This is a genomic window from Mycobacterium sp. NGS27 (genome assembly GCF_059813005.1).
Genome location: NZ_JCALDT010000001.1, coordinates 896,055 through 914,397, shown reverse-complemented (window position 1 = coordinate 914,397; position 18,343 = coordinate 896,055). Strand labels below are relative to the sequence as shown.

Sequence of the window (18,343 nt, the reverse complement as noted above, 5' to 3'; positions counted from 1 at the left end):
CTGTAGGTTCTGCGTATGGAGAAGGTCATCGCAGTGCTCAGGCGTCCCGAGCCGGACGACGCGTGGTGCGCCCGGCAACGCGGACACGTCGCCGATGCGCTGCTGCAACTGGGCGTCGCCGGGCTGCAAATGAACGTTCGTGACAGCACCGTGCGTCATTCGCTGATGACACTGACGACCTTGAAGCCGCCCGTGGCAGCGGTGGTGAGCATGTGGACCCAGCAGTGCTACGGCGACCAGACGACAGCGGCACTCAAATTTCTCGGCCAGGAATGTGAGCAGCTGGCCGCGTACCTGGTGACCGAGTCGGTCCCGATGGTCGCTCCACCATCCGAACCCGGCACTCGCACACCAGGTTTGGCCAACATCGCGCTGCTGCGCCGTCCTGACGGCATGGACGAGGCGACCTGGCTGCACCGTTGGCAGCGTGATCACACGTCGGTGGCCATCGAAACGCAGTCGACGTTCGGCTACACCCAGAATTGGGTGGTGCGGGCGCTTACCCCCGATGCACCGGGAATCGCGGGCATCGTCGAGGAGTTGTTCCCACCGGAGGCCATCACCGACCTCAAGGCTTTCTTCGGAGCCGTCGATGATGACGACCTGCAGGACCGATTGGGCCGAATGGTCGCCAGCACAACGGCATTCGGTGCCAACGAGAACATCGACACCGTGCCGACCAGCCGCTACGTATTCGCGACACCGTTCCGGGATTGAGGTCCGATCATGACATCACTCGACGAGGCAGTGACCCTGGCCAAGGGGGAAAGCGGGCTGGCGGTGATCTCCACCGTTCGCGCCGACGGGACGGTGCAGGCTTCGCTGGTCAACGTGGGCCTGCTGGCGCACCCGTCGACCGGCGAGCAAGTCCTCGGCTTCACCACCTACGGCAAGGTCAAGCTGGCCAACCTGCGCGCCCGGCCGCAGCTGGCCGTGACTTTCCGCAACGGATGGCAGTGGGCGACCGTCGAGGGCCGCGCCGAACTAATCGGCCCCGACGATCGCCAGCCCTGGCTGACGGGAGCGGATCAGCTGCGGTTGCTGCTCCGCGATGTGTTCACCGCCGCGGGCGGCAGCCACGACGACTGGGACGAGTACGACCGGGTGATGGCGTCCGAGGGGCGCGCCGTCGTGCTGATCGCCCCAACCCGGGTCTACAGCAACGGCTAGCCTCGGGGCTGCTGGCGTGGTGACCCGCTGCGCCCGGCTGCGCCGCGCTTGCGATCCCCACTAGGCTGCTGGCGTGGTGACCCGCTGCGCCCGGCTGCGCCGCGCTTGCGATCCCCACTAGGCTGCTGGCGTGACGCTGCAGATCGATGACGAGAACCGGGTGCGCACCCTCACGCTGAACCGGCCCGAGGCGCTCAACGCGTTCAACGAAGCCCTCTACGACGCCACCGCCGAGGCGCTGCTCGCCGCCGCCGAAGACCCCGAGGTCGCCGTCGTGCTGCTGACCGGCGCGGGTCGTGGCTTCAGCGCCGGCACCGACCTGGCCGAGATGCAGGCTCGCATCGTCGATCCCGGCTTCACGCCCGGTAAGCACGGCTTCATCGGACTGATCAACGCGCTCAGCGCGTTTCCCAAGCCGCTGATCTGCGCGGTGAACGGCGTGGGCGTCGGGATCGGCGCCACCATCCTCGGCTACGCCGATCTGGCGTTCATGTCGTCGACCGCGCGCCTGAAGTGCCCGTTCACCAGCCTGGGCGTGGCGCCCGAAGCGGCTTCGTCATATCTGTTGCCCCAGCTGGTCGGCCGGCAGAACGCGGCCTGGCTGCTGATGTCGTCGGAATGGGTCGGCGCCGACGAGGCGTTGCGCATGGGCCTCGTGTGGCGTGTCTGCGAGCCCGACGAGCTGTTGGCCCAGGCCCGCCGGCACGCCGAAATCCTTGCCTCCCGGCCGATTTCGAGCCTGATGGCCGTCAAGCACACGATGATGGAACCGGTCCGCCCGGAGATCGTGGCGGCCACCGGTCGGGAAAACGCGCACTTCGCCGAACTCATGGGTGCGCAAGCCAATGCGGCGGCCCTGGCCGACTTCAACAAACGCTGAGGCGGCGCCTAAACCGACTGCGCCGTTTGCAATCTGGCCGCGTCGGCCAGGATGGCACGCAGCGTGCGCCGGCAGCGGCCGCAGTCACCGCCGGCCCCACATGCGGCGGCTATCTCTTTGGAGGTCGATGCGCCCTGAGCGACGGCGTCGCACACGGTCTGGTTGGTGGCCCCAACACAGAGGCACACGTACATCAGCGCACCTCCTGCACGTCCGCGTCCCCTTCGTCGTTCGGTCGAGCGTCTGCGATTCGTCCCCGACGCCGAGGCATCGAGCACCATGGTGATGAGGCCGAATACGCGTGCCGCTTATTAGTGGAGTCTAACCTAAGTTCGTAAGCCCAGTCTAACCTAACCAAGGCGCGACTTACTTCAACCGGCACGTCACTGAGTGCAGCCAAACCTTGCTGGAACATTCCCAGGGGCCGTGGCAAAGTGCTGCTAGCGCCCGGGTTTGTGCGCGACAGCCCAGCGCACCCGCCGCGGCCACACACGACAGCCGCTCACACCGTAGGAGTGACAATGCAAGGGGATCCGGAAGTTTTGCGTCTGCTCAACGAACAGTTGACCAGCGAGCTCACCGCGATCAACCAATACTTCCTGCACTCCAAGATGCAGGACAACTGGGGGTTCACCGAGTTAGCTGAGCACACCCGGGCCGAGTCTTTCGACGAGATGCGCCACGCCGAGGCGATCACCGACCGCATCCTGTTGCTCGACGGCTTACCGAACTACCAGCGGCTGTTCTCACTGCGCATCGGCCAGACGCTACGCGAGCAGTTCGAGGCCGACCTGGCCATCGAATACGAGGTGATGGAGCGGCTCAAGCCGGCCATCATCCTGTGCCGGGAAAAGCAGGACTCCACCACGGCGAACCTTTTCGAGGACATCGTGGCCGACGAGGAAAAGCACATCGACTACCTCGAGACCCAGCTGGAGTTGATGGACAAGTTGGGCGTGGAGTTGTACTCGGCGCAGTGCGTGTCGCGGCCACCCAGCTGACTCTCGGGCGCCGCCCCGCGGGGTTTTGGTTGCCACCGGTTGACCGTGGGCACTCATTACCATCGAACGCCGTGGGAAGGCAGGCATGACGAGGGCGACACCAACAGCGGCTCCGGCCGGCCACGCTCCGGATTCGCAGCCCGGCAATGTCGCGGTCGACCCGCAGCGTCGCAACTTCATCTTCGTGGCGATCCTGCTGGGCATGCTGATGGCCGCACTGGACCAGACGATCGTGGCGACCGCGTTGCCGACTATCGTCGCCAATCTCGGTGGCGCAGGCCATCAATCGTGGGTCGTCACCAGTTACCTCCTCGCCTCGACCATCATCACCGCCCTCGTCGGCAAGTTCGGTGACCTCTTCGGCCGCAAGCGGGTGTTTCAGTCGGCGGTCGTGTTCTTCGTCACCGGATCGGTGCTGTGCGGCCTCTCCAGTTCGATGGGCATGCTCGTTGCGTCGCGGGCGCTGCAGGGCGTCGGCGGCGGCGGGCTCATGGTGACCGCCATGGCCCTCATCGGCGAGGTGATCCCGCTGCGGGACCGCGGCCGCTACCAAGGGGCGATGGGAGCGGTGTTCGGCGTCACCACCGTGATCGGTCCGCTGCTCGGCGGCTACTTCACCGACCACTTCACCTGGCGGTGGGCGTTCTGGATCAACGTGCCGATCTCCGTCGTGGTCTTCTTCGTGGCCGCCGCCGCCATACCGGCGCTGACCAACCGGACCAAACCGGTCATCGACTACACCGGAATCGTGTTCGTCGGCCTGGGCGCGACCGGCCTGACGCTGGCCACCAGTTGGGGCGGGACCACCTATCCGTGGGGATCGCCCACGATCATCGGCCTGTTCGTCGGTTCGGTCATCGCGTTGTGCGTCTTCGCCTGGGTGGAGAGCCGCGCCCCCGAGCCGATCCTGCCGATCCGGTTGTTCGGGAGTTCGGTGTTCACCGTCTGCTGTGTGCTGTCTTTCGTGGTCGGGTTCGCGATGCTGGGCGCCCTGACGTTCCTGCCGACGTACATGCAGTTCGTCGACGGTGTCTCGGCCACCACGTCGGGCCTGCGCACTTTGCCGATGGTGATCGGGATGCTGACGACCTCGATGGGCAGCGGTGTCATCGTCGGCCGCACGGGCAGATACAAGGTCTTTCCCGTCGCCGGCACCGCCGTCATGGCGGTGGCGTTCTTTCTGATGTCGCGCATGGACCCGTCGACATCCACTTTGGTCCAGTCGTTGTTCCTCGTCATCCTCGGCGCCGGGATCGGGATGTGCATGCAGACCCTGGTCCTGATCGTGCAGAACACCTCGAGCTTCGACGATCTCGGCGTCGCGACCTCCGGCGTCACCTTCTTCCGCACGATCGGCAGCTCGTTCGGAGCGGCCATCTTCGGTTCGCTGTTCACCAACTTTCTGCACAGCCGGATCGGCCCGGCGATGGCGGCAAGCCGCGCGCCCGCCGCGGCCGCCGCGTCGCCGGAGGCGTTGCACCGGCTGCCACACGAGGCGGCCGCCCCGATCGTCGCCGCCTACGCCGAGTCGCTCACCCACGTGTTCGGATGGGCGGTTCCGGTAGCGCTGGTGGGTTTCGTGCTGGCGTTGTTCCTCAAACAGGTCCCTCTTCGGGAATTCCACGACAGCACAGTCGATCTCGGCGACGCGTTCGGGATGCCGACCAGCGAGACACCGGACCAGATGCTGGAGAATGCGATCGCACGGACGATGCGTGGCGTTCCCGGCATGCGATTGCGCAGCATCGCGATGCGACCCGATTGCCGACTCGACGTCGCCGGGCTCTGGGGAGTCCTGCGAATCAACCGCTACACACAGATGTACGGCACCGCCCGGGTCACCGATATGGCGGACTACCTACGGGTACCGTTCGAGGTTCTCGAGCCGACCTTCGCGCACTTGGTCTCCGCGGGTTATGCGCAGCGCGACGGCGAGCAGATCTGGCTCACGCCGGCCGGGGGGCAACAAGTCGCCTACGTGCACTCGCTGCTGTTGGCCTGGCTGGTCGACAAGCTGTCCCGGTCGCCCGACTTCCAAGGTCGCCCGGACCGCCGCGCCGTGGAAGCGGCGCTGGACCGCGTTGCGCATCGTCTTCTGGCGCAACGTGATTGGCAGGATGAACAACCGACGATGGCGATCCCGGCGGCCGCTCACTAACCGGTGTCCATACCCATTCGCCGACATCCCCGCCCCTAGGTCCGACCCGGGCGTACCATCACGCCATGAGCCGAATCGGAACATTTGCTGACGACGACCTGGCCGGCTGGTTTGCGAAGTCTCCGGACATCGGCGGCGCGCTCGGCGGCTTCAGCCAGGCGGTCTACACCAAGAACCGGTTGCCGTTGCGCACGCGCGAACTTGCCCGCGCCGTGATCGCCCACCGCAACGAATGCGTCGTCTGCGTCAACACCCGAGACGAGGACGGACCCGCCGCAGGCGTCGACGAGGAGCTCTACGACCACGCCCCCGAGTGGCGCACCTGGCCCGGGTACAGCGAACAGGAGCGGCTGGCCGCCGAATTCGCGGACCGCTTCGCCACCGACCACACGGCGCTCCGCGACGACGAAGACTTCTGGAGCCGTTGCGCCGAACACTTCTCCGATGAGTTGCTAGCTGACCTCGCCCTGTCCTGCGCGCTGTGGGTCGGCATGGGCCGAGTGCTGCGGACCCTCGACATCGGCCAGGCCTGCAAGCTCACCATCCCCTCCCGCGCATAGTCGCCCACGTTCGCGGGCACAAACGGCGCCGCCGCCGTGTTGCGATACGAACGCAACGACGGGCATGGAGGGTGAAGCCGTGAAGATTCGATTCGGCGTTGGGCTCGGCGCCGACACCGCCCCGGATCAGCTGGCGGCCATCGTCGATCACCTCGAGGCCGCCGGGGCGGACTCGCTGTGGTTTTCCGAGCTGGTGTATTCCCCGGCGGTCGATCCGGTGGTCGGCATGGCGTATGCACTCGCGCGGACGACCCGGTTGAAGGTGGGGACGTCGGTGGCGGTGCTGCCGGGCCGGCACCCGGTGCTGGTGGCAAAGCAATTGGCGTCCCTGGCGGCGGTCGCGCCGAAGCGGGTCCTCCCCGTCTTCGGTCTCCGCTCGGCCATACCGGCCGAACGCGAAGTCTTCGTGGTCCCCGACGGCGAGCGCGCGGCGGTGTTCGACGAGTCGCTGCGGTTGCTGCGAGCGGCACTCGTCGAGGAGTCGGCGACGTTCGCCGGCCGGTATTTCAGCGTCACCGATGTTGCCGTTGCCCCGAGACCGACACCGCCGCTGGACATTTGGGTTGGCGGATCGGCGGAGGCGGCGTTTCGGCGCATCGGCGCGCTGGGCGACGGCTGGCTGGGCAGCTTCCTTACCCCGGCGGAGGCGCGGGACGGGCGAGAAGCGATCGAGCGGGCGGCGGCGCAAGCAGGGCGCAGCATCGACCCCGACCACTTCGGCATCTCATTGGCCGTTGCGGAGGACGGAGTATTGCCCGCGGAATTGGCCGCGGCGGTGCGCCGGCGCCGCCCGGACCGAGACCCCGGCGAACTGATCGCCGCCGGGTGGGATCAGCTGCACCGGCAACTCGACGCCTACATCGAGGCGGGATTGACGAAGTTCGTCATCCGGCCGGTGGGCAAAGCGCCGGTGGATGGCTTTTTGGATCGGTTCGTCACCGAACTCGTCGCCCGGCAGAACTGAGCGACACCGCTGACGCCGTTTGCCGTGCCGGAGCGGTCCGGGATTGGGAGAATGGCTCGCATGACCGGCACACCGCTCGCCGCCGCGGCCATTGCCCAGCTGGAGGCCGAGGGCGTCGACACGGTCATCGGCACGGTGGTGAATCCCGCCGGGCTGACCCTGGCCAAGACCGTTCCGATTCGGCGTACGAACACATTCGCGGATCCGGGGCTGGGGGCCAGCCCGTCCTGGCACGCGTTCGCCATCGATCAGACCGGCATCGCCTTCACCCCCGACGTCGGCGTGGTGGGGGACCAGCGCCTCCGTATCGACTTGTCCGCGTTACGCATCGTCGGTGACGGTCTGGCCTGGGCGCCCGCCGCGTTTTTCGAACAGGACGGCACCCCCGTTCCCACGTGTGGCCGGGGAACGTTGCGTCGCATCGAGGCCGCGCTCACCGAAGCCGGCGTCGAGGCCTCGATCGGGCACGAAATCGAATTCCTCCTGGTCGGACCGAACGGCGAGCGGCTCCCGTCGACCTTGTGGGCGCAATATGGCCTGGCCGGTGTGCTCGAGCACGAGGAGTTCGTGCGGGACGTGATCGGATCGGCCACGGGAGCCGGCATTTCGATCGAACAGTTTCACCCGGAGTACGGCGCCAACCAGTTCGAGATCTCGCTGTCCCCACAGCCCCCGGTTGCCGCCGCCGATCAGCTGATACTGATGCGGCTCATCATCGGCCGCGCGGCCCGTCGCCATGGGCTGCGCATCAGCCTGTCACCCGCACCCTTCGCCGACGGCGTCGGATCCGGCGCGCACCAACACTTTTCGCTATCGGCGTCCGACGTGCCGTTGTTCTCCGACGGCCCCGAATCCCGGGGCATGACGACGACGGGGGAGAGCGCGATAGCGGGCGTCGTTCGCGGCCTGCCGGAGGCCCAAGGCGTGCTGTGCGGGTCGATCGTCTCCGCCCTGCGGATGCGGCCCGGCAACTGGGCCGGTGCCTATGCGTGCTGGGGCACCGAAAATCGCGAGGCCGCGGTGCGATTCGTCTCCGGCGGGCCGGGAAGTCCCCGGGGCGGCAATGTCGAGGTGAAGATCGTCGACCCGTCGGCGAACCCGTACCTTGCGTCGGCGGCCATCCTCGGCCTGGCCCTCGACGGGATCAAGTGCCAGTTGGCAATTCCGCCCGAGGTCACCGTCGACCCGGCCCAACTTTCCGATCCCGACCGTGAGCAAGACGGCATCCTGCGCCTGACCGACTCGCAGGCCGAAGCCATTGCGGCACTCGACGGCTCGGAAGCGATGCGCCGCATCCTGGGCGATCCGGTGGTCGACATGGTGGTCGCGGTCCGGCGCATGGAGCAGGAGCGCTACGGCGACCTGGGGCCCGAGCAGCTTGCGGACAAGTTCCGCATGGCCTGGAGCCTGTGACGCGCCGGTTATGGTCTCCGACACTCTGACCCGACACATCGACGAAGTTGCGCTGATCGACCAGCATGTCCACGGCTGCTGGCTGACGCTGGGAGACCGGTCTCGATTCGAGAACGCGCTCAACGAGGCCGACACCGAGCCCATCAGGTATCCGGGTTTCGACTCACAGCTCGGGTTCGCGGTGCGGGCTCATTGCGCCCCGGTTCTGGGGCTGCCCAAACACAGTGATCCGCACACCTATTGGGAGCGCCGGAGCCAATTCAGCGAGGACGGACTGGCCCGCCTGTTCTTACCGGTCGCCGGGGTGAGCGACTGGCTGGTGGACACCGGAATCGGCAGCGACGAGGTCGCCGGGGTGGCCAGCATGGCCGAGCTGTCCGGCAACCACGCGCACGAGATCGTTCGCCTCGAAGAGGTAGCCGAGCAGGCCGCGCAATCGCCGGGTGACTATGCGGCGGCCTTCGAGGAGATCCTGCGCCGGCGTGCGGACGGCGCGGTCGGGACCAAATCGATCCTGGCCTACCGCGGCGGATTCGGCGGCGATCTCAGTGAGCCATCGGCGACGGAGGTCGCCGATGCGGCCAGCCGGTGGCGCGATCGCGGCGGTGCTCGGTTGCGGGATCGGATCCTCTTGCGGTTCGGACTGCACCAGGCGCTGCGGCTGGGCAAGCCGCTGCAATTCCACGTCGGGTTCGGCGACCGCGATTCCGAGCTGTCCAACGCGAATCCTCTTCTCCTGGTTGACTTTCTACGACACGCGGCGGACGTCCCGATCGTGCTGCTGCACTGCTATCCCTACGAGCGTGAGGCGGGCTACCTGGCGCAGGCGTTCCACAACGTCTATCTCGACGGCGGGTTGAGCGTGAACCACCTCGGGGCGCGGTCACCCGCGTTCCTCGCGCGTCTGCTGGAGATGGCGCCGTTCTCCAAGATCCTGTATTCGTCGGACGGATTCGGTCCGCCGGAGCTGCATTTCCTCGGCGCGATCTTGTGGCGCAGGGGCATTGACCGCGTGCTGCGGGAATTTGTGGACCGCGGTGATTGGAGCGAGGCGGACGCCATGCGGGTGGTCGATCTCATCGCCCGGCAGAACGCCACGCGCATCTGCCGCGTTTGACCCCCGGTTGCCCCGGGGTACACCTCCGGTCATGGCGACCGCGAAGGGCGTCTTCGGCTGGGCCCGCGACAAGGTGGTGTCGTGGGTGCCCAAAGCCGACCTCGATCAGCGGGATCCGGATTACATCCGCGACCAGCTGCCGGGTACCTGGTTGCTGGCGTCGCTGTACTTCAGGGCCGACGTGCGCAGCCTGCATCGGATCCCGGCCGAGGGCCCGGTGTTGCTGGTCGGCAACCACAGCGGCGGCAACGTGCCGCCCGACACGTTCGTCTTCACGCTCGCTTTTTGCTCCTACTTCGGCGTCGAGAGGCCCTTCTACCAGTTGGCGCACGACCTCGTCGTCTCCGCGCCACCGCTCGGCTCGCTGCGCAAATTCGGAACCGTCGCGGCCAATCCCGAAAACGCCCGCCTCGCACTGGAATCCGGGGCTGCCCTGCTGGTCTACCCCGGCGGCGACTACGAGGTCTTTCGCCCCACGTGGGAACGCCACAAGGTCGACTTCGGCGGCCGCATGGGCTACGTACGGTTGGCCCGCGAAACCGGCGTGCCGATCGTCCCCGTCGCCAGTGTGGGCGGCCAGGAAAGCGCGCTGTTCCTCAACCGGGGGCAGTGGCTGGCCAAGCTGCTGATGGCGGACAAGTTGCTCCGGCTCAAGAGCATCCCGATATCACTGGCGCTGCCTTGGGGCATCAACATCAGCGATCTGGCGGGCCACATTCCGTTGCCCACCAAGATCGTGATCGAGGTCCAGGACCCGATCGAGGTCGACGGCGACGATCAAGCGGTGCACGACAAGGTGATGGCCTCCCTGCAGGGTGGCGTCGACCGGCTGGCCGCCGAACGACGATTCCCGGTGATCGGCTGATGCGCGTCGAACGCCGCTGCATCATCAACGCCGACCGCGACGCGGTCTGGAAAATCGTCAGCGACCCGGATTGCTACCCCTCGTTCATGACGAACCTCGAGCGATGGGAGTCGTCGAACGAGATTCCCGCCGGTGTCGGCGCGCGCTACACCGTGCACTGGAAGATCGGCTCCGTGCCGGTGGGTGGCCTGATCGAGGTGGTCGAGTTCGACGAAGGCCGCGATCTCGCCTGGGTGGGCATCACCGGGGTTACGCTGCGCGGGCGGATGCGGTTGCGCGACAGAGGCGACGGCTGCACGAAGGTGACGTTCCGGCTGTCGTATCAGGCTCCCGGCGGAATACTCGGCTACATCGCCGACCGGATCGCCGTGCGTCAGGTGGGACGCACCCTGGCGGATACGTTGAAACGCCTCCGGAAATTGGCCGAGTCGTAGCCTGAACAGGGATCGTCAGACCAGGGCCGAAGCGTCGAAGACCCAGCTGACATCGCCAGCGGCCAGGCCCTCGAAGTGGTTCGGGGGAGCGAAGGCAACCAAACTGTTCATGTCCCAATAGTCTTTCCAGACAGTCACTTTGCCGTCCACGACCTTGTGGACCGTCACGAAGCGCAGCACTCCCTGTTCGCCGGTGGCGAAGGTCCACGTCTCGGAGTGCTCGTAGAGCACATCGGAGCCGTTCGACACCAGCACGCCGGTGTGGTTCTCGTAGCCGGCCAACTGCTCGAGCCCCATCTTGAGGCGTTTGACGATGTCGTCCGGACCACGGGCCGCCAACGCGGGGACCGGCATGTCGACATAGAGGCAGTCGTCGGACAGGAAGGTCTTGATCGCCTCCCAATCTCGCCGCGAAAGCGCCTGCCACAGCCCACGGACCACATCCTCGACCGCGATCATAGATACCTCTGTCATAGCGGCAAATAAACTCTGTCACAGCCCCGGTGTCAACCACTCGGGTCATGCTCGCCCGCGTACCAAAGCACGTGCTACAGCACCGCGCGACGCTTCAACCGTCCACCGCGGCCATCGAACGGGCCGGCCCCAGGTTCACCGGCAACGACGACCATCCGCGCAACACGCGGGTTTCGCGCCTGCTCCCGGCGCCCGCCGCGCGCACCTCGGGGAAGCGGTCGAAAAATGTCCGCAATCCGACTTCGCCCTCGGCGCGGGCAAGGGCCGCGCCGAGGCAGAAGTGCCGGCCGCCGGAGAAGGCGAGATGCCTTCCGGCGTTTTGCCTTTCGATGTCGAAGCGATGCGGGTCGGGGAACACGGCCGGATCCCGGTTGGCGGCGGCCAGATACACCAGCACCAGGTTGCCACGCTGTAATCGCCGACCGGCTATCTCGACGTCATTGAGCGCGATCCGCGCGGTCAGCTGCACCGGCGATTCCAGCCGCAGGATCTCCTCGACGGCGTTGGGCCACAGCTCGGGGCGCCGTCTCAGGGTGTCGAGGTGCTGGGGGGTGTCCAACAGCATGCGAATCCCGTTGCCCAGCAGATTGACCGTGGTCTCGAAACCGGCGGCCAACACCAGCCCGGCGATCGCCTGCAGCTCCTTGTCATTGAGATATGTTTCGGCAGAACCACTTTCGGAAATCTGAATCAGTTGGCTCATCAGATTGTCGCTGGGTTCCACCCGCAACTGCCGCAGATGCTCGTCGAGCCAGGAGCTGAAGCCGCAGATCCCTTCCTGCACTCGGCGGTACTGCCGCCAAGGCAATCCGATGTCCAGGCTCGGGGCGGCCAGTTCACCGAATTCAAGGACGCGCGGTCGCTCCGCCTCGGGCACGCCGAGGATGTCGCTGATGATCGAAACCGGAAGTTGCGAGCAGTACCGCTCGACGATGTCCACCACACCCGACTCGCCGGCCAGTCGATCCAGCAGCTCGGCGGCGGTCCGCTCTACGCGATCTCGCAGCGCGGCAACGGCCCTCGGGGTGAACACCGCCGACACGGTCTTGCGGTAGCGGGTGTGGTCGGGCGGCTCGACGGCCAGCAGCGACGGTGCACGCAGCGGGTGTAGCGCATCGTCGCGGGTGCGGCGTTCCAGCCATCGCAACGGCGCCGGCAGATTCGATCCGAAGATCAGCACCCGGAAGTCATCGGACCGCAGCAGTTCATGGGCGAGCGCGTGATCGGCCGTCAAATAGGCGACGCGGCCCTTCACCAGCCTGCCCTGGGCGCGGACCTGGTCGTAGTACCGCACCGGGTCGGCGGCGACCGCCGGATCGGCGATCAGTCTGGCCTGTACGTCGCCCCTGCGCGCCCCGAGCGATGCGGCGCCGCGGATGAAGCCGTGCATCGCGAACCAGTGCACTCTTTCCTTCACTGGCCGTCCCTCGCCCGGCTGCGGTTTCGCGTCTGGGCCCCCGTCACTTCTCGAATCAGCACTGCGCGACGATTTTGAAGTCGGTGGTCACCACTTTGTTGGGGTTGCCGCTGTTGATGCCATACGCGCTGCCCGTGATGGTGTAAGCGTCGTTGGCGAGGTCAGCATGCGCGTCTCCCACGCCCCCTTGCCAGAAGCTGCCGGTGAAGCCGTCGACGTTGCGAATCTTCACCCACTGCGGCATCGCCCGGTAACCACTGAGCAGCACCACCGCCTCGACGCCGCCGTCGTGGTCGGGGATGTCGATGGTGCGATACATCTGATCCTGACTGCACGCCGGGGGCCGCGTCGTATGAGTCGCGCCGTCGATGGTCAGGCGGGCGGCCCGGCGAGGCGTCGTCTGCGACGAGCCGCACCCGGCGGCGCTGACGACGACAGCCGCCAGGGCCACAGCGACTGCGGGCAAACGGTTGTGCATCAGCCGACCTCCTTACTGCCGCTTCGGCACGAGGGCCGGTAGGGACTTGACGATGCTGCGTCGCACGAATTCCGGACTCAGACCCTTGAACAAGTCAATCAGGCGGATGCTCCTCGGTACATACCAGTGCAACCGCTTCTGATTGTGGTAGGCCTGCCACGCCGTCTCGGCCACGCTGGCTGCCGGCATCAACCGGAACATGCCCTTCTTGGGTGCGGTGGCCCGCAGTTGCTCAGCCGTCATCGGCGCGCCGCCGTCGTCGGAGTGGTTGGTCGTCGTCGTGAGGATGGCGGTGTCGATCAGACCGGGGAGCACGTCGGCGACGCGCACCCCGTGCCGCTGCCACTCCACGCTCAGCGCTTCGGTCAGACCCTTGACCGCGTGCTTGGTGGACGAGTAGACGGCCAAGCGGGGCATGCCATACGTGCCCGAGGACGACGACGTCGAGAACATGAGACTGCCGGGGGTCTTCTTGAGGTACGGCAGTGACGCGTATGCGCCGGTCAATACCGCCTTGAAGTTGATGTCGACGACGCGCATCGCGGCCTCATACGGCACGTCTTCGAACCAGCCGGACTCGCCGATCCCGGCGTTGTTCCACATCATGTCGAGCCCGCCGCCGGCGTTGCCGGCGCAGAAATCGGCCAGGGCGCGGTCGAGGGCCGCCTTGTCCGTCACATCGACGGCGCGGGTCCACAGTCGGTCGCCGCCGAGTTCGTCGTTCAGCGTCGCCAGGCCGGCATCGTTGCGGTCGACGGCGCCGACACGCCATCCCTTGCCGTGAAACAGCTTTGCGCCCTCGCGACCCATGCCACTGCCCGCACCGGTGATGAAGACCGATTTCACGAGCGTCAGCCCGCCTCGACCACGTCTTTGATGCGGTTGAGCGTCTTGGTCATGTCGCGGATGTTGCGGCGCTTGCGCAGAAAACCGCCGAACAGCCAGTACACGCCGAGCCACGGTGCCGGGTTGAGCCGAAACGACTCGGTGACGTCGGTCCCACTTCCGCTGGGCGCCAACCGGTAATGCCAGTTGTTGACCGCGCGGTCACCGAGGAGCACCGCAAAGCCGAATTCGCGCCCAGGTTCACAAGCGGTGACCTTGCATGTCGTCCAGTACACCGGCCCCATCTCGTTGCGCTTGACGTGACCGCGGAATTTCGCGCCGAGGGCCGGGCCGGTCGAATCACCGAGCCACTCGGCTTCGAATACTTCCGGGGAGAATTTCCCCGTGTTGCGGACGTCTGCGATCAAATCCCAGATCTTGGCCGCAGGAGCCGCCATGTGAACAGTCGCCGAACCTTCCATGGGCTGATCCAAACACAGCCCGGCGCTGGGTCATAGACCGCAGTCGCGTTTCATCAACGCGGGACGGCCGCCTGGATCAGCCCATTGATGATCTGCTTGATGCCCTGGGCGGGGTGCGAGTACCAACCGATCGGCAGGCCCGAGTTGGCGCCACACTTTGGCCAGGGCTCCACTCCCTCTTCGGCGAAAACCCGGTTGGCCACAGCGATTTGCTGCTCCCTGGATGCGGCCGCGGGGTTGCCGACGCCACCGTACTGGGCCCAGGTGCCCGGTTTGAATTGCAGTCCACCGTATTCGCCGTTGCCGGTGTTGGCGTGCCAGTTGCCACCGGATTCGCATTGCGCGATCGCGTCCCAGTTGGGGGTCGGGGCCGCGTTCGCCACACCTGTGGACGAGGTCATCGACGCTGCAACGAACCCGCCGACCATTACGGCCTTAACGAGAGGCTTGCAGAGATTTCTCATGCCCGGGATTTCGGCACGTGTAGCCAAAGCGTTACCTATTCGAAAATGGCGCGAGATATGCCATCTATCTGCGGAAATCGCCTTTTTGACGGCCACAATGGGACCGTTAGAAATTGGTGAGGAAAAATTAAGCTATTGCTGGCAATAGGACTGCGTCGCTGATAACAGGGCCTGCCGGTAGAGGTCGTCGAGCTGCCGACCTTGGGCGACGCCGCCCCTCGCGGCGTCGAGCTGCGCGCCACAGTCCGGCGAGTGCAGCAGGCCCCAATTGCTGAAAATCTGAGTCAGCATCGTCTGGTTCAGGGTGTCGATCGTTGATCGCGACGCCGACAGCTCCGGCGAATCACCCGGAGCGCCCGCCGGATTCAGCTTCCAATTCGCGAACCGGCTGTATTCGATGGCCTCAGTGGCATTGATCTGGTCACCGAACACCCGGACGACGTAGTCGCGGTCGACCTGTCCGGCGACGGCTTCGTCGCCCAGCTTCGTCAGCTCCTGCTGCACTCGGGCCGGGTCGTCAACGGCGCCGTGCTTGGTCCATTTGTAGGCAGCGACCGGCTCCGCAACCTGCAGCCGCTGGGCGGCGGCGTCGACCAAAGCGGTTAGCGGACTAGTGGAGTCGGCCCGAGCCGGCGCCACGAGCACCGCCAGGCCGCCGACCACGACACAGGAGACCATGGCTAACGACGGGACCCAGCGGTGCATGACGACAATTCTGGCGCGTCCGTGGCCTCGCGCCGGCCAGAGCGCCCCGACGAGATGTCTCCACAGCCATCGTTGTCGCCGAACGATCGCCCCTGGACGCACTACTGCGCCTGACGGAGTCGTCAGGCGCAGTAGTGACCGAACGTGCGAGGCGCTGCTTATCCGCCGCCGCCCTGAGTGGCGCCGAGGGCGCCCTGCAGGTCGGGCTTCATCGCGTTGAGCTGCGCTCCCCAGTACTCCCAGCTGTGGGTGCCGTTGGCGTCGAAGTTGAACACCGCGTTGTGCCCGCCGGCGCCGTTGTAGGCGTCCCGGAACTTCAGGTTGCTGCTGCGCACGAAGTTCTCCAGGAATTCGGCCGGCATGTTCGCCCCACCGAGCTCGGACGGCGTGCCATTGCCGCAGTACACCCAGAGCCGGGTGTTGTTGCCGACCAGCTTCGGGATCTGGATGCTCGGGTCGTTGCGCGCCCACGCCGGGTCGCTCGACGGCCCCCACATGTCGTTGGCCTTATAGCCACCCGCGTCGCCCATCGCCAGGCCGATCAGGCTCGGCCCCATTCCCTGCGACGGGTCCAGCAGGGCAGACAGCGAGCCGGCGTAGATGAACTGCGCGGGGTGGTAGGCGGCAAGGATCATCGCCGAGGAACCGGCCATCGAGATGCCGACCGCGGCGCTTCCGTTGGGCTTCACACTCTTGTTGGACTGCAGGTACTGCGGCAGCTCGCTGGTGAGGAAGGTCTCCCATTTGTACGTCTGGCAGCCGGCCTTACCGCAGGCCTGGTTGTACCAGTCGCTGTAGAAGCTGGATTGGCCACCGACCGGCATGACGACCGACAGGCCCGACTGGTAGTACCACTCGAACGCCGGGGTGTTGATGTCCCAGCCGTTGTAGTCATCTTGAGCCCGCAGACCGTCCAGCAAGTACACCGCGGGAGATCCGCTGCCGCCGCTCTGGAACTGGACCTTGATGTTGCGGCCCATGCCGGCGGACGGCACCTGCAGGTATTCGACGGGCAGACCCGGCCGCGAAAACGCATTCGCCGTCGGGGCACCGCCGGCAAGACCGATCAGGCCCGGCAGCGTGGCTGCCGCCGCTGTGCCGACCAAAAGCCGGCGCCTCCAGGCCCGGATCTTCTCGCTCAGAACTGTCATACCTGCCCCTTGTCGCTGTGGTCAGTGTGATCGTGATCTCACAGGAATTTACCGTGTGAGTCCGTCAAATGTCGATTAGGACGCGAACGCGTCTCCTTTTGGCATCGCTTTTCGCTTCATAATTTCGCCACCCGGCACGGCAGGGCGGCGACAGGCGAGGCATACCCACTCCGCGACAACCCAATCCGTGGGGTGCGAAAAGGCCAGGCAGGACCCCCCTTGGGCGCCACGAGGGCGCGGTGCCCATCCGATTCGCCACGTAAGGCAAACCCCCAGACTGGGCCCGCAATTATTTTCTCGCCCGATAAATCGCGATTATGGCTTGCGTGGTCGAGGGACCACCGCCGAAATCGGCGCCTGGGCTACGACGGCTCGGTCGCCGCTCCGACCGTCCGGGAGCGGCGGACCAGCCGTGGTGAGCGGCGCCGCCTCGTTCATCTGGCGATTCCCGGGCGGGGCCTGACCGGGGCGGCCGGACTTTCGCCGACCGCGTAGGCTCTCTCGAAGCAAGCCGATGAAGACCACGCTATCCCGGGTCTGTTCCGGCCCTCACGAATCACCGCACCTGCGGCTTCATGGTGCGCGTCGGTGTGGCTGAGGGCATCGGAGACGCGGGACCGATTGGGGCATAGATTTGGACACGGTTCTTGGCCTGTCAGTGACGCGATCCACCGTTGGCTGGGTCCTCGCTGAAGGACATGGCGCGGACGGCACCATCCTGGATCACCGGGAGCTGGCGGTGCACGCAGCTGCCGGCCTGCACGCCGCGGGTACCGCCGAGCAGGTAGTGGCAGAGGTGTCGCGGGTCGAATCGGCGGCGGCCGCGAGCGATCACCGCCTGCGGGTCATCGGAGTGACGTGGAACGACGAAGCATCCGCCCAGGCGGCGCTCGTGTTGGAGGCGTTGACCGACGCGGGATTCGACAACGTCGTGCCGATCCGGTTTCTGGAGGCCATCGAGACGTTGGCTCAGGCCATCGGGCCCGTCATCGGCTATGAGCAGACGGCGGTCTGCGTTCTCGACGATGGCTGGGCAACCGTCGTCATGGTCGACACGCACGACGGGGAAGCCCAGATTGCGACCAAGCAGGTGCGCGGCGGCTTCGACGGTCTGTCCCGCTGGCTGACCGGCATGTTCGACCGCAACGGCTGGCGGCCGGGGGGTGTTGTCGTGGTCGGCTCCGACGACGACATCGACGGGCTCTCCTGGCAACTCGAAAGAACTTTGCCGGTACCAGTTTTCGTGCAATCGATGGCACAGGTGACCATCGCGCGCGGAGCGGCGCTGTCCGCGGCGCGTAGCACCGAATTCACCGACGACCAGCTGGTGGAGCACCTCGGCGAACTCGTTCCAGCGCCCATTCAGAAACGCCAGTTGTCCTACGCCGGAGCCGTCACCGCGCTGGCGGCCGGTGCCATCACCTTCGTCGGGTCCGTATCGCTGGCGGTGGGGATCCACGTCGGCCCGGCCAGCGCGGCCGCACCGCCCACGCACCTGACGCATTCGCCCCCACCGCAAATCGTCGAGGCGGCGCCCGCCGTCGCGCCGCTTCCGGCGGCCCCACAGCCCAAGGTGGCTCCTGCGGCCAAGCCTCCTGCGGGGCAACCGGTGTCGGAGCCGGCTCCGGAAGATCAACCCGGGACCGATGGCGCACGACAGTTGGAAGGCGGGAGCAGGCAGCCCTACTTGACCAGGGTGCTGGAGCACATACCCGGCGACACCGGCGATGCGGCGGTTGATTCAGCCCCTCGCGCCGCGACCGACTCGCAGCCCTGATCCGCCGC

The 18,343-nt window shown here is 66.5% G+C and carries 21 protein-coding genes; 12 read left to right on the top strand and 9 right to left on the bottom strand.

The features are described from left to right. The first annotated feature begins 15 nt into the window (after positions 1–15). The 3 genes from AC5Y30_RS04105 to AC5Y30_RS04095 all read left to right on the top strand — a co-directional run bounded on the left by AC5Y30_RS04105 (position 16) and on the right by AC5Y30_RS04095 (position 2,050). Complete coding sequence (locus tag AC5Y30_RS04105; protein ID WP_499916531.1) at positions 16–717, top strand: EthD domain-containing protein; 702 nt, start codon at positions 16–18, stop codon at positions 715–717. A gap of 9 nt (positions 718–726) precedes the next feature. Beyond that, positions 727–1,170, top strand: coding sequence for a PPOX class F420-dependent oxidoreductase (locus AC5Y30_RS04100; protein ID WP_499916529.1), 444 nt, complete (start codon positions 727–729; stop codon positions 1,168–1,170). A 130-nt stretch (positions 1,171–1,300) separates the two neighbouring features. Beyond that, entirely contained in the window at positions 1,301–2,050 is a 750-nt protein-coding gene (locus AC5Y30_RS04095; RefSeq protein ID WP_499916527.1) for an enoyl-CoA hydratase/isomerase family protein, read from the top strand. An 8-nt stretch (positions 2,051–2,058) separates the two neighbouring features. Here the strand turns inward: AC5Y30_RS04095 and AC5Y30_RS04090 are convergent, their stop codons facing one another. Beyond that, complete coding sequence (locus tag AC5Y30_RS04090) at positions 2,059–2,244, bottom strand: (2Fe-2S)-binding protein (protein ID WP_499916525.1); 186 nt, start codon at positions 2,242–2,244, stop codon at positions 2,059–2,061. A 327-nt stretch (positions 2,245–2,571) separates the two neighbouring features. On the opposite strand from AC5Y30_RS04090, the gene bfr reads away from it, so the two are divergent. From bfr to AC5Y30_RS04050, 8 genes are all read left to right on the top strand, one after another. After that, positions 2,572–3,051 (top strand): bacterioferritin, encoded by a 480-nt coding sequence (gene bfr / locus AC5Y30_RS04085; RefSeq protein ID WP_067358580.1) that lies wholly within the window; start codon positions 2,572–2,574, stop codon positions 3,049–3,051. A gap of 85 nt (positions 3,052–3,136) precedes the next feature. Then, positions 3,137–5,209: an MDR family MFS transporter gene (locus tag AC5Y30_RS04080; protein ID WP_499916523.1), complete on the top strand. Its 2,073-nt coding sequence runs from the start codon at positions 3,137–3,139 to the stop codon at positions 5,207–5,209. Between the two features lie 65 nt (positions 5,210–5,274). Further along, positions 5,275–5,769 (top strand): carboxymuconolactone decarboxylase family protein, encoded by a 495-nt coding sequence (locus AC5Y30_RS04075; RefSeq protein WP_499916521.1) that lies wholly within the window; start codon positions 5,275–5,277, stop codon positions 5,767–5,769. 79 nt (positions 5,770–5,848) lie between these two features. After that, positions 5,849–6,733: a TIGR03854 family LLM class F420-dependent oxidoreductase gene (locus AC5Y30_RS04070; protein WP_499916519.1), complete on the top strand. Its 885-nt coding sequence runs from the start codon at positions 5,849–5,851 to the stop codon at positions 6,731–6,733. A 60-nt stretch (positions 6,734–6,793) separates the two neighbouring features. Then, entirely contained in the window at positions 6,794–8,146 is a 1,353-nt protein-coding gene (locus AC5Y30_RS04065; protein ID WP_499916517.1) for a type I glutamate--ammonia ligase, read from the top strand. A 10-nt stretch (positions 8,147–8,156) separates the two neighbouring features. Then, positions 8,157–9,263: an amidohydrolase family protein gene (locus tag AC5Y30_RS04060; RefSeq protein ID WP_499916515.1), complete on the top strand. Its 1,107-nt coding sequence runs from the start codon at positions 8,157–8,159 to the stop codon at positions 9,261–9,263. 31 nt (positions 9,264–9,294) lie between these two features. Beyond that, complete coding sequence (locus AC5Y30_RS04055) at positions 9,295–10,128, top strand: lysophospholipid acyltransferase family protein (RefSeq protein ID WP_499916513.1); 834 nt, start codon at positions 9,295–9,297, stop codon at positions 10,126–10,128. Further along, entirely contained in the window at positions 10,128–10,562 is a 435-nt protein-coding gene (locus AC5Y30_RS04050) for an SRPBCC family protein (protein ID WP_499916511.1), read from the top strand. Before AC5Y30_RS04055 ends, AC5Y30_RS04050 begins: the two co-directional genes overlap by 1 nt. 15 nt (positions 10,563–10,577) lie before the next feature. Here the strand turns inward: AC5Y30_RS04050 and AC5Y30_RS04045 are convergent, their stop codons facing one another. The 8 genes from AC5Y30_RS04045 to ag85B all read right to left on the bottom strand — a co-directional run bounded on the left by AC5Y30_RS04045 (position 10,578) and on the right by ag85B (position 16,558). Next, positions 10,578–11,021, bottom strand: coding sequence for a nuclear transport factor 2 family protein (locus tag AC5Y30_RS04045; protein ID WP_499916791.1), 444 nt, complete (start codon positions 11,019–11,021; stop codon positions 10,578–10,580). 109 nt (positions 11,022–11,130) lie between these two features. After that, positions 11,131–12,453 carry a cytochrome P450 gene (locus tag AC5Y30_RS04040; protein ID WP_499916509.1) on the bottom strand — a complete coding sequence of 441 codons (1,323 nt, stop codon included), beginning with the start codon at positions 12,451–12,453 and terminating at the stop codon, positions 11,131–11,133. A gap of 55 nt (positions 12,454–12,508) precedes the next feature. After that, complete coding sequence (locus AC5Y30_RS04035) at positions 12,509–12,931, bottom strand: lipoprotein LpqH (protein ID WP_499916507.1); 423 nt, start codon at positions 12,929–12,931, stop codon at positions 12,509–12,511. A 12-nt stretch (positions 12,932–12,943) separates the two neighbouring features. Continuing rightward, positions 12,944–13,777 (bottom strand): SDR family oxidoreductase, encoded by an 834-nt coding sequence (locus AC5Y30_RS04030; protein ID WP_499916505.1) that lies wholly within the window; start codon positions 13,775–13,777, stop codon positions 12,944–12,946. A 5-nt stretch (positions 13,778–13,782) separates the two neighbouring features. Next, positions 13,783–14,256 carry an SRPBCC family protein gene (locus tag AC5Y30_RS04025; RefSeq protein ID WP_499916790.1) on the bottom strand — a complete coding sequence of 158 codons (474 nt, stop codon included), beginning with the start codon at positions 14,254–14,256 and terminating at the stop codon, positions 13,783–13,785. Positions 14,257–14,291: 35 nt separating this feature from the next. Then, on the bottom strand, positions 14,292–14,729 hold the full coding sequence (gene rpfC, locus AC5Y30_RS04020; RefSeq protein ID WP_499916788.1) for a resuscitation-promoting factor RpfC: 438 nt from the start codon (positions 14,727–14,729) through the stop codon (positions 14,292–14,294). Between the two features lie 105 nt (positions 14,730–14,834). Beyond that, a complete protein-coding gene (locus AC5Y30_RS04015; protein ID WP_499916503.1) occupies positions 14,835–15,407 on the bottom strand; it encodes a chorismate mutase in 573 nt (190 codons plus the stop codon). A gap of 158 nt (positions 15,408–15,565) precedes the next feature. Then, a complete protein-coding gene (ag85B, locus tag AC5Y30_RS04010; RefSeq protein WP_499916501.1) occupies positions 15,566–16,558 on the bottom strand; it encodes a diacylglycerol acyltransferase/mycolyltransferase Ag85B in 993 nt (330 codons plus the stop codon). Between the two features lie 634 nt (positions 16,559–17,192). Here ag85B and AC5Y30_RS04005 point away from each other — a divergent pair. Beyond that, entirely contained in the window at positions 17,193–18,335 is a 1,143-nt protein-coding gene (locus AC5Y30_RS04005; protein WP_499916499.1) for a DUF7159 family protein, read from the top strand. Positions 18,336–18,343: the final 8 nt, after the last annotated feature.